A 12,272-nucleotide genomic window follows, 5' to 3' on the forward strand; every position below is an offset into this window, starting at 1 on the left:
GCCTGCAGGGCAGGTAGCAATACTAATTATTCTTTCGGAGATGAAGTCACGACATTAAAAGATTACGCCTGGTATGCTGATAATAGCGACAATAAAACGCACCAAGTAGGCCAGAAGAAACCCAATGCATGGGGATTGTATGACATGCATGGCAATGTGAGTGAGTGGACATACGATCAATATCTCCCCGATTTTTATCAAAAGGGGAAAGACAAAGTTTCAGAAAACCCGGTTGCCATCCCATACAAACTTTATCCGAATACGGTGCGTGGCGGATCTTTTGATGAAACGCCAGAAAATTTAACTTCATCAGCCAGGCTGGCTTCTGATCCATCATGGAAACAGTTAGATCCTCAAATACCCAAAAGCAATTGGTGGTTTCCCGAAGCACCATTTGTGGGCATGCGCCTGGTTCGGCCAGCTAAAACACCAGCTAAAGCCGAGATTGAGGCTTACTACAACAAACAACCAATTAAAGATTTATAACTAAACTGATCTAAACCTATACTTCAGAAATGAAAAAAGAACCAAACACACAGGAAAGACGAGATTTTTTGAAAGCCTCTGCCCTATTGGCTGGAGGAGCGATGTTAAGCAGCATCCCACTCGCAGGCGCTTATGCATCAGGCAACGACACCATAAAAATTGCCTTAATTGGTTGCGGAGACAGAGGAACCGGCGCAGCTTTTCAGGCGTTAAGCACAAAATTCAATATCAAACTGGTAGCCATGGCAGATGCTTTTCAAGATCGCCTGGATAGCAGCTTCCAATCGCTTAATACAAAGTTCGCAGCAAAAATGGATGTTCCGAAAGAGCGCCAGTTTGTAGGTTTTGATGCTTACCTAAAAGCTATCCCGCTCGCTGATGTTGTACTGCTGGTAACCCCTCCAGGTTTCAGACCCATCCACTTTGAAGAAGCCATTAAACAGGGTAAACACGTATTTATGGAAAAACCCGTTGCCGTTGATGCGCCCGGAATTAGAAAAGTTTTGGCTGCAGCAGAAATTGCAAAAAGTAAAAAACTTAATGTGGTTGTGGGTTTGCAGCGACGTTATCAGGCCAATTACCGGGAAGCGATGAAGCGGGTTCAGGAAGGTGCCATTGGCGATATCGTATCGGGCCAGGTTTACTGGAACAGTGGCGGCGTTTGGGTACGTCCACGAACAGCCAACCAAACCGAAATGGAATATCAAATGCGAAACTGGTATTATTTCAATTGGTTGTGTGGCGATCATATTGTAGAACAACATGTTCATAATATTGATATTGCCAACTGGATTAAAGGAACCCACCCAATTTCCGTTCAGGGAACAGGAAGCAGAGCCTGGAGAACCGGGAAAGATTACGGTGAAATTTATGATAACCATGCAGTAGAATTAACCTATGCCGATGGGTCAGTAATCTACAGTCAGTGTAAACATTTCGAAGGTGTTCCGAACCGTGTTGATGAAACTTTCCAGGGTACAAAAGGTAAAATTTATTTATCTGCTGGTAACCAGGCCAAACTTTGGGATTGGAAAGGAAATGTAATCTATAATCACAACACCAAGGGAAACGCCAACCCTTATCAAACTGAGCACGATGAACTTTTCGATGCCATTTCAAAGGGCGAATACAAATTTGACAATGCAGAATATGGCGCACACAGCACCCTGACCGGAATTATTGGTCGCTATGCCACCTATTCCGGACAAACCATAAAATGGGATGAAGCGTTGGCCGCCAATAATAGTTTAATGCCGGAACGCTTCGCCTGGGATGCCAATCCGAAATTGATGCCAGATGCGAATGGACTTTATCCGATTGCGATGCCTGGGAAAACTAAAGTTTTGTAAGTTAACATGATGGTTAAAACCTGGTTTCTTTGTCTGCCATTCTTTTACTATTTGTTTCTGATAAACGATCAAAAGCAATATAAAATCCATGGATTTGCGCAGGGAACCGATTATACCATCATGTACTACGCAACAGATAGTGTGGTTACCAAAACTAGCATTGATAGTTTACTTGGTAAAATTGATCAGTCGATGTCTTTATACCAAAAAAACTCACTCATTACCCAGTTCAATTCTGCAGAACATGAAATAGAAACGGATTTGTTTCTAAATGATGTTTTAAAGAGAAGTTTTGAGATCAACAAAGACACCAAGGGCATTTTCGATATCACGGTTGCTCCTTTAGTTCAAGCCTGGGGCTTCGGCCCAACGGAGAATAAAATAGTTCCTAGTGATCAACAGACAAAATCGATATTGACATGCATTGGAATGAAAAATTTGAAGCTGAATAAAGGCAAACTAACCAAAACGAAACCTTGTGTCCAAATCGACTTAAATGGAATTGCGCAGGGGTACAGCGTAGATTTAATAGCAGATTACCTGACCAAAAAAGGCATCAAAAGTTATGTGGCGGAGTTAGGCGGAGAGATTAGGATATTGGGTCCGAAACCAGATGGAACGCCAATGAAAATCGGCATTGAAGGCCCTGACCAAAATGGATTTCCGGTAATCAGACACATTGCGACACTTAACACCGGAGCAATTACCACATCAGGTAACTACAGAAAGTACCATCAAAACGGAAACAAAAAATTCTCTCATTTGATTGATACCAAAACAGGTTATCCTATTGAAAATGAAATGATCAGTGTAACTGTTTATGCCAAAAATGCCATCACTGCCGATGGGTATGACAACGCTTTGATGGGTATGCACTTAACGGAAGCCTTAAGTTTTGTAGCAAAACGAAAAGATTTGGAAGCATATTTTGTTTACCATAAAAAAGACGGTTCTGTTGCAGATACTTTATCAAGCGGATTTAAGAAATTAATAAAAAATTAGCGACCCGTACACCTAATAAAGCAACAAATGAAAAGGAGTGAATTTATAAAAAATAGTCTGCTCACAGCATCTGCAATAGCCTCAGGCATTGGCATCACAGATTCTTTTGCAGCTGAAAAAGCTAGCGTAAAAATAGCTGACAAGCCTTTTAACATGGATTACGCCCCGCACCAGGGAATGTTTGCAAACCATGCCGGAAAAAATTTTCTCGATCAGATCCAGTTTATGTATGATAAAGGTTTTCGCTCTATTGAAGATAATGGATATTTGGCCAGGCCAATTGATGAGCAGGAAAAAATTGGAAATTTATTAGCTAAGCTTGGTATGCGGATGGGTGTTTTTGTGGTTGATGGAGGAGACAACTGGAAAACATCATTAACGACCGGAAAAAAGGAGTTTAAAGATAAGTTTGTAGAAACCTGTAAAAAGTCAGTTGAAGCTGCTAAACGTTGTAATGCCAAATGGTTAACGGTTGTACCTGGGTTTTATGAGAGGAATTTACCTTACGGAAATCAGTTTGCAAATGTGATTGATGCAATGCGTGCAGGAGCCGAAATTTTCGAACCTCACGGTTTAATAATGGTTTTAGAAACTTTAAGCGATACTCCTGAATTATTTCTCCAGAAAACCAATGAGACTTATGCAGTTTGCAAGGCGGTAAAAAGTCCTTCCTGCAAAATTCTTTACGATATCTACCATATGCAACGCACCGAAGGCGATTTAATTAAAACCATTGATCGCTGTTGGGACGAAATTGCCTACGTGCAAATTGGAGATAACCCTGGCAGAAAAGAACCAACAACAGGTGAAATTAATTATAAAAACATATTCAAGCATTTACATAGCAAAGGCTACAAAGGTGTAATGGGCATGGAACACGGAAATTCAAGACCAGATAAAGCTGGAGAATTAGCGGTAATTCAGGCTTACAGACAGGAAGATAATTTCTTGTAATTTTCGAAGGTCGAGATTTGTAATCTCGACCTTTCGTTTTATCAAACTGTTAGCCGGAATTTGTAATCCGAAGGCTAAACAAACTTTATTGTAACGATTAAAAATTAATCATTTTTTAAAATCCAAACCGAAACACTTCCCGCATCACAATGAAATTCTGCCCAGCCACTTTCATCGATGACAACTTCTTGTTCTCTATGACCTAAAGCATCTATAAAAGTTTTTCCAGCGAAATTTTGCCCCACTTCCATCTTTTTAAATCCCTCATCGCCTGTACTTAACAATACAGCAATTCCGCTATTTTCATGTTCCTCATCTCCTCCCCTGGTCCAACCCACACAGTTTGAATGATCGAAATAATCGCGTTGTTCACCATAAGAAAGGTTAGCCCTAACTTTACTCATAATTTCCAGCCCTGGTAAAATCGCTAAATCAACGTGTGTATCCTCTCCTTCTGGATTTTTATCATCATAAATCCCGCCATATAAATCGGGAAAAAACAGACATGGAATTCCTTGTTCTCTTAATAAGATAATGGAATATGCTATTGGCCTGAACCAAAATTCGACATAACTTTCTAAAGCCTGTAGCGGCTGCGAATCATGATTATCAACAAACGTAACTGCCAATTCGGGCGAAATAGAAATCAGGGTATTATCGAAAATGGTACGCATATCAAACCCATTCCCATCTTTACTGGCCAGGAAGAAGTTATGGTGAAGTAAAGAATCGAAAATTTGAGTTTTTCCCTCCATCAATCTAAGATATTCTTCCTGCGATTCGGTATTTTCTACATTCCAGTCTTCGGCAACAATAAAAAACTTACGTTGATATTTTTCTTCCAGGTGGTCAATCCACTCTTTGATAAAATCAGGATTGATGTGTTTAACCGCATCTAATCTGAACCCATCAATATTGGTGGTTTCTACCAACCATTCTCCCCAATATTTAAGTTCCTCTACTACAGCACGGTTTCTGTAATCGATATCGCTAAACATTAAGTAATCGTAATTGCCAAGTTCAGTTGAGGGGACCTCTTCAAAACCTCCTCCCACATGATTTTGGATAGAATAAATGGCAGTTTCCTTCAAATCTTCGGCCCAGTCAACACCGCTGAAACATTGATGATCCCAGATAAAGGTTGAATATTTACCTGCCCTGTTTGGAAAGGTGAATTTAGTCCAGGCTTCAATTTCAAATACATCACTCGTAAATTCATTCCTGTTATCAGGATTTACTGTTCTAACTGGCACTTTTTCCAGCTCATCGCCACCTGCTTTATGATTAAAAACAATATCAGCTAAGGCTGAGATTCCTTGATCTTGCAAAGCTTTAATCGCGTCGATGTATTCTTGCTTTGTACCATAGCGTGTGTTTACACTTCCCTTTTGGTCAAATTCGCCTAAATCAAATAAATCGTAAACATCGTAACCAACAGAATATCCACCTGTGCTTGCTTTATAAGCAGGCGGTAACCACACTCCTGTTACTCCAATTTCGTTAAGATGCGCAGCCTCTTGTGCTACTTTAGTCCATAAATTTTGTTCTTCGTTATAATACCAATGGAAATATTGAATAATCGTCTGATTTTGCATTAATCTAAATTTTAAGTTAAGATAACATGGATTTAGATTAATTGTTTTGCGATAGCACGCATGGCGGAAATAGACCAATGCTTTGACATTTAAAGTTTTCATGCCAGAGCCATTTTTAGAATTTTTCACCGCCATGCAGCAACTAATCGTTCGGAAAATATGATATGTAACTGTTAAAAAAACTGGCTAAAATATTTTTACACTATTGGCTTTGCAAAAAGTTACCTGCTGTGACTAAAATATCCTGATGCATACGCGAAGTTTCAGTATTTTGAGAATCTTTGCCTTAGATAATTTCTACCAGATCATTATAAGCCAATAAAGATAATTAGCATAACAGTAAATTAAAGAGGCATTAATGACACTGAACTCTCGATGGGGTTTATTCTTTAGGGCAAGATATTGGATCGGATCCGCTATAACCAAATGACTAATCTGTAGATTTAGAATTTCGTTTTTTGAATTCTAACGGCATTCAAAATAGCCAGCAATGCCACACCAACATCTGCAAAAACAGCTTCCCACATGGTGGCTAAACCTCCGGCACCCAAAATTAACACCAAGGCTTTTACCGCGAAAGCCAGCACAATATTTTGAATCACAACGTTTTTTGTAGCCTTGCCGATTTTAATAGCAGTAGCAATTTTTGAGGGTTGGTCTGTTTGAATCACTACATCTGCGGTTTCAATTGCAGCATCGCTACCCATCGCACCCATTGCCATGCCGATATCGCTAATGGCCAACACTGGCGTATCATTAATGCCATCACCAACAAAAGCAACTACCCTGGTTTTATCCTGCTTAATTTCTTCTAGCTTTGCAACTTTATCTTCCGGCAACAAATCACCAAAGTAAGTATCTATGCCTAAAATGCCGGCAACTTTTTTAACAATGGATGTTTTATCTCCACTCAGCATCACCACCTGTTTTACGCCATTGGCATGCAATTGTTTAATCGCTTCCGCAGCATCTTCTTTTATTTCATCGGCAATTAAAATGTAACCTGCGTATTGTCCATCAACTGCAACCATAACAATACTTTCTTCAATTGCTGCAACTTCAGGATCAAAACTGATGTTAAATTTCTCCAGAAGTTTCGCATTACCAGCAAGCACAACTTTACCATTTACATTGCCTTTCAACCCCATTCCTGCTATCTCTTCAATATTTTCAGCAGGATGAATTTTATTGTTCCGGGTATATTCTACAATTGCTTTTGCAATCGGATGCGTAGATTTCGCTTCGACAGCGGCTAACAGACTCAAAAATTCATCTTCAATGATCTTACTTTCTACTTTTTGAACCTTGAAAACACCTTTGGTAAGTGTTCCGGTTTTATCCATTACAACGGTATTCAGTTTAGTAATTAAATCTAAAAAGTTAGAGCCTTTAAATAAAATTCCTTGCGCAGATGCTGCCCCTATTCCACCAAAATACCCTAACGGAATAGAAATCACCAAAGCGCAGGGGCAGGAAATAACCAAAAAAACCAGCGAACGGTATAGCCAGGTTTGGAAATGATAGTTGCTTCCCAAAACCAAAAAAGGTATGGTAACTAAAGCAAGTGCCAGAAAAAAAACAATTGGTGTGTAAACCTTCGCAAATTTCCGTATAAATAGTTCAGTTTTGGCTTTCCTGGTAGTGGCATTTTGAACCATTTCCAGGATGCGGGACAGCGCACTATCGGCAAAAGCTTTCGTTACTTTTATTTCGATCACTTTATCCAAATTCAGCATGCCGGCCAAAACACTTTCGCCTTTATTAATGGTTTTGGGTTTGCTTTCTCCCGTTAAGGCTGAGGTATTAAAACTGCTTTTTTCTGATAACATTTCCCCATCCAGCGGAATTTTTTCTCCTACTTTTATTTGAATGGTTTCGCCAATCGCTACTTTTTCGGGGCTAACACTTTCATATTTTTCGTTTCTTAAAACATGGGCCACATCAGCCCGAACATCGAGCAAGGCAGATATATTTCTCTTCGCCCGGTTTACAGCAGCCATTTGAAACAATTCGCCTATGGTATAGAAAAGCATTACCGTTACGCCCTCCGGATATTCGCCTATTGCAAAAGCACCGATGGTAGCAATAGACATTAACGAAAACTCTGTAAAAAAATCTCTCGCTTTAAATGTTTCCCAAACTTCTTTTAAAACGGGAACTCCTACAGGCAGATAAGCCACGATATACCAATATGGCCTAATGATTTTAAAAGCCTCAACTTTAAAAATATTATCGAAGGCAATGCCAATAAGCAGCATCGCTAAAGTAATTATTGCAGGTAAATAAGTTTTAAATGCTGATGGATCCCCACCATGATCATGGTCATGCTCATCGCCGTCTTCGTGGCGGTGTTCGTGTTGTGTGCCTTGCTGCTACAACAGCTATCTTCGTTATCGTGTGAATGACTCATTTATTTGCGTTTTGAAAAGCAGTTTTTTGGTACTTCTCGGTTTATTTTTTTGCTATCATTTTACCGTGATTTAACATTGGAACCACTTTCTCGGATTAGATGGCAAAATAGGTGCATTGTTTTAAGTTTAATAAACCCGATTGCCGCGAAAACCAAAAGCTTTTCTGCTTTTGTTGTAGCAAAAAGCGGGACTAAAAATGCGATGAAACAACAAACGTTCGTTTTCAAGGCTTATAAAGATATCAGCCTTCTCCCAAAATTAACGCTTTATTCTGAATCATTCTTAATAATCAAAATTTTTACAAGCACACAATAAAAGATGTTAAAAAATGTTAATACTGTAATAAGATTCAAAAACCATGAAATCCTTAAAATTCCATTTCTCGCCTGCTGAATTCATTAGACGCCTGGGTTTAGCAAAAATTTACTACTGGTTTAACAAGTAATATTCTTAATATATTGTTTCAGTATTAATTAGTATTTCATAAATTTCGCTGTTATAACTAACTTAATTAAGCGAATGAAATACCAAAACTTGAAAAGATACTTTGCGGCACTGGGTATAGTCGCTGCTGGCTTTTCTGCAAATGCACAAACTACCAAAAAATTTATCGACCCTGCAAACATGGATTTATCCGTTAAGCCTGGCGATGATTTCTACACCTATGCAAGTGGTACATGGGTAAAAAACAATCCTGTTCCGGCAAAAGAGACACGCTGGGGCTCATTCAATGAACTACGTGATTTCAATATTAATGCGGTTAAATCGCTGGTAGAAGAAGCTGCAGCTGATAAATCTGCACCTGCTGGATCGGTAAAACGCCGTGTTGGCGATTTCTTTGCTGCAGCAATGGATACCGTTGCCATCGAAAAATTAGGCTACACGCCCATTAAAGCCGATTTAGAAAAAATTAAACAAATTAAAGATGTTCAGGGCGTTTTAGATCAGGTTGCTTACATGCGTGTGAGTGGCATTGGCAGCCCAATGTTCGGCCTTGGTGTGGGCCAGGATCGTAAAAACGTTAATAAGTACATGGTTAACATTGGCCAGGGTGGCACTACTTTGCCAGATCGTGATTATTATTTAAAAGACGATGCCCGAAGCGTAAAAATCCGTGAAGCTTACGATACTTACATTACCACTTTATTTTCGCTAACAGGAAGTACGCCAGAAGAAGCAAAACAAAAGGCTGCAACAGTTTTCAAAATTGAAAAACAGTTTGCTGAAGCGCAAATGAGCCGCTTGGAAATGCGTGACCCTTATGCAACTTATAATAAATTAACAGTTACAGAACTGAACAGTAAAACGCCAGGAATAAACTGGTCGACTTATTTAACTAAGTTTAAAATTAAAGGTCAGGATACTTTATTAGTTTCATCACCGAAATTTATGACTAGCCTTGATGGTATGTTAAAATCAGTTTCTGTTGCTGATTGGAAAACTTACTTAGCATGGAATGTATTAAAAAGTTCTGCAGGTAGTTTAAGCTCGCCATTTGTAAAAGCAAGTTTCGCATTTACACAGGCACAAACCGGTCAAAAAGTTCAAACCCCACGCTGGCAACGCATGTCATCATTAACTGATGGCACGATTGGCGAATTATTAGGTCAGCTTTATGTGGCTAAATATTTCAAACCTGAAGCGAAAGCACGTATGGATGCCATGATTGTAAACCTACGTAAGGCTTTCGAAATCAGAATTAAAGGTTTAGAGTGGATGAGCGATGAAACCAAGAAAAAAGCGCTTGAAAAACTTGCAGCTTTCGAGCCAAAAGTAGGTTATACCACAAAGTGGGAAACTTATACTGGCTTGAATATTAACAGAGCTACTTATTTTCAAAACCTACGTAATGCGAGTGTTTGGGGTTACAATGAGAACGTGAGCAGATTGGGTAAACCAGTTGACCGCACCCGTTTCGGTATGACGCCGCCAACGGTAAATGCCTCTTATAGCCCAACAATGAATTCAATTACTTTCCCTGCCGGAATTTTACAATTTCCATTCTTCGATCCAAATGCGGATGATGCTTTGAATTATGGCGGCATTGGGGCAGTAATCGGACATGAAATGAGCCATGGTTTTGATGATAGCGGAAGCCAGTATGATGCAAAAGGAAACCTGAAAAACTGGTGGACTGCAGAAGATCGCAAAAAGTTTGAGGAGAAAACCAAAGCTTTAGGCGAGCAATTTGATGCTTATACTGTTTTAGACACTATTCATGTTATTGGTAAATTAACAATGGGCGAAAACATTGGCGATTTAGGTGGTTTAAATGCCGCATATACCGCTTTCAAGATGACTAAACAAGGTCAGAGCAACGAGAAAATTGACGGTTTTACCCCAGATCAACGTTTCTTCTTAGCATGGGCACAAGTTTGGAGAGGTAATATTTTACCAGAAAGTGCTGCTCAATTAATTAAAACCGACCCACACTCTCCTGGACCATACCGTACCATTGGTGCACCAGTAAATATGGATGCGTGGTACAATGCATTTGATGTGAAACCAGGTGATAAATTATACAAGAAACCAGAAGACAGAATCAGAATGTGGTAGTTTCAAGGCTTTGGGTTTAAAGATTAAAGCTGCAAAGGTTTCATCGTGAATCCTTTAACACCTCAAAAGTTTTTCATCCCAGAGAGGAATATCAAACCTATAATGCAAACGTCCCGATTATTCGGGACGTTTTTGCGTTAATTAATAGCCGTCAATTCTGAAATTCTTAATTATCATTCTATCTTTGAGAAATTTAAGTTCCCTTCGCATGAAATCTATTGTCAAATCATTCTTTATCATAGCCTTATCTTTCATCTCATTCTCAGGCTTCGCTCAGAATAACTTAATAAGTTTAGATGCGCTGATTAATAAGACCGATCCGGCCTGGCCGTTGGTTAAAAAATGGATTGAGTCTGCTAAAAATAAAGTGGAAGTTCTACCTGTTGATTCAGCGAAAGCAAAAGAAACTTTATACAATGCCCAGGTATCTACCTACGCAACTTTAGGCTCAGTAATTTACAATACTGGCGGAATTATGGTTGATAATGGCTGGATCAGGATTTTAGGATCGGGCAGTGAGCGGTTGAGCAGGGATATTGCAAGCTGGAACAAGGAGAAAACAATAAAAGAATATGGCGATAAAATTCCTTATTTATTAATTGCTGACGACGCCATTGGTGGCTTTTTCGCAATTAATTACGGGGGCTTAGGACCAGATGTAAAAAATGTTTATTATCTCGAACCTAACACTTTAACCTGGCAACCGCTTGGTGCAGGTTATGGAGAATTTTTAGTTTTTTGTTTTGACAGCGATTTAAATAAGTTTTACAAAGGTTTGCGCTGGAGTACCTGGGATCAATTTATTGCTAACCTTGATGGAACTAAAACTTACAGTTTCCGTCCGTATTTATGGCAAAAAGATACTGATATAGAAAAAAGCAGCAGGAAGCTTGTCGGCATAGAGGAAATGTACCGTTTCAATATTTTAAAATCCAAAGAGCTTAATGCCGATGCCGGGATAAAAAAAGATGATTCAAAACAGTAAGCGAACGGATTTTGCGCTGTTAACTGAAAGAAAGTTAGGCGTATTTAGCCTGGGTTTTCTTTGGTAGCTTCGCTAAAACCAGTGCTCTCGAATCTGCTACTCTAGCTTTTAACTCTTTATCATTCAAAACATCAAGATTTTCAACCTGAATCCATTGACGCTTGGCTAAGTGATATGCCTGGGCGATTCCATCCCTGGCGGTCAATGCGTCGAAATCATCCGGATTACACTTGATAGAAAAGCTGCTTCCAGTATCAATATCTGCGATAACAAATATTTTTTCCTCTATCATAAAGCACAAATGATCCCACTTCATGCCTTCTGTTGTGCCCGGCAGACTTAAACAATATTCTCTGAAAGATTCGATATCCATTTAGGGTTTAGGGTTTAGGGTTTAGGGTAAACAAGCTCGAATTTTACTATGTTTGCACCAACTGTAATGCCAAAACGAAAGTAGTAATTCTTCACAAGAATTTTAAAATTTCATCATTATCTAAGTCCTGATCAAAATCTTTGCAAATGAATATTATTACCCCAACTGCCGACGGTTCAAATACACTTTATAACGAAACCATTGGCGAACATTATCATAGCAAACACGGCGCTCTGCAAGAAAGTAAACATGTTTTTATTGATGCAGGTTTAAAATTTGCTTCGGCAGGAAAATCCGAGATTTCGATTTTGGAGGTTGGTCTTGGAACAGGATTAAATTTTATATTAAGTTTCGAATATTGCACTCAAAATAAGATCAAACTGGATTATAACAGTATTGAAGCCTTTCCTTTAACGCTGGATGTAATTAACCAAACCGGTTACGCAGAATATGTTGCTCCTTCAATCTGGAATGACTTTACAGCAAACTATGACCTGGCTTTAATTAAACCGCAAAATATTTCACCGTTATGCATTTTAGAAATCCCACACACTACATTAG

Annotated in this window: 9 protein-coding genes and 1 pseudogene; 7 read left to right on the top strand and 3 right to left on the bottom strand. The window is 39.1% G+C overall.

Annotation, left to right across the window (positions count from 1 at the left end):
* The 4 genes from ON09_RS18175 to ON09_RS18190 form a co-directional block, all read left to right on the top strand.
* On the top strand, nucleotides 1-486 hold a 486-nt coding region (locus ON09_RS18175), incomplete at its 5' end, for a formylglycine-generating enzyme family protein (protein ID WP_010602495.1).
* A 29-nt stretch (nucleotides 487-515) separates the two neighbouring features.
* Nucleotides 516-1,835, top strand: coding sequence for a Gfo/Idh/MocA family oxidoreductase (locus ON09_RS18180; RefSeq protein WP_010602496.1), 1,320 nt, complete (start codon nucleotides 516-518; stop codon nucleotides 1,833-1,835).
* Between the two features lie 6 nt (nucleotides 1,836-1,841).
* Entirely contained in the window at nucleotides 1,842-2,837 is a 996-nt protein-coding gene (locus ON09_RS18185) for an FAD:protein FMN transferase (RefSeq protein ID WP_010602497.1), read from the top strand.
* A gap of 27 nt (nucleotides 2,838-2,864) precedes the next feature.
* A complete protein-coding gene (locus ON09_RS18190; protein WP_010602498.1) occupies nucleotides 2,865-3,791 on the top strand; it encodes a hydroxypyruvate isomerase family protein in 927 nt (308 codons plus the stop codon).
* 104 nt (nucleotides 3,792-3,895) lie between these two features.
* On the opposite strand, the gene ON09_RS18195 is transcribed toward ON09_RS18190, so the two are convergent.
* Nucleotides 3,896-5,386, bottom strand: coding sequence for an alpha-amylase (locus ON09_RS18195; RefSeq protein ID WP_029204447.1), 1,491 nt, complete (start codon nucleotides 5,384-5,386; stop codon nucleotides 3,896-3,898).
* Nucleotides 5,387-5,829: 443 nt separating this feature from the next.
* Entirely contained in the window at nucleotides 5,830-7,644 is a 1,815-nt protein-coding gene (locus ON09_RS18200; protein WP_010602500.1) for a heavy metal translocating P-type ATPase, read from the bottom strand.
* Nucleotides 7,645-8,316: 672 nt separating this feature from the next.
* Here ON09_RS18200 and ON09_RS18210 point away from each other — a divergent pair.
* Nucleotides 8,317-10,353, top strand: coding sequence for a M13 family metallopeptidase (locus tag ON09_RS18210; protein ID WP_010602502.1), 2,037 nt, complete (start codon nucleotides 8,317-8,319; stop codon nucleotides 10,351-10,353).
* A gap of 208 nt (nucleotides 10,354-10,561) precedes the next feature.
* A complete protein-coding gene (locus tag ON09_RS18215; protein ID WP_010602503.1) occupies nucleotides 10,562-11,338 on the top strand; it encodes a DUF2625 family protein in 777 nt (258 codons plus the stop codon).
* Between the two features lie 34 nt (nucleotides 11,339-11,372).
* On the opposite strand, the gene ON09_RS18220 is transcribed toward ON09_RS18215, so the two are convergent.
* Nucleotides 11,373-11,711 carry an MmcQ/YjbR family DNA-binding protein gene (locus tag ON09_RS18220; RefSeq protein WP_010602504.1) on the bottom strand — a complete coding sequence of 113 codons (339 nt, stop codon included), beginning with the start codon at nucleotides 11,709-11,711 and terminating at the stop codon, nucleotides 11,373-11,375.
* A 146-nt stretch (nucleotides 11,712-11,857) separates the two neighbouring features.
* Here ON09_RS18220 and ON09_RS18225 point away from each other — a divergent pair.
* Nucleotides 11,858-12,272, top strand: a pseudogene (locus tag ON09_RS18225) (tRNA (5-methylaminomethyl-2-thiouridine)(34)-methyltransferase MnmD); the annotation flags it as partial.

Source organism: Pedobacter agri PB92 (assembly GCF_000258495.1).
Taxonomy (GTDB): Bacteria; Bacteroidota; Bacteroidia; order Sphingobacteriales; family Sphingobacteriaceae; genus Pedobacter; species Pedobacter agri.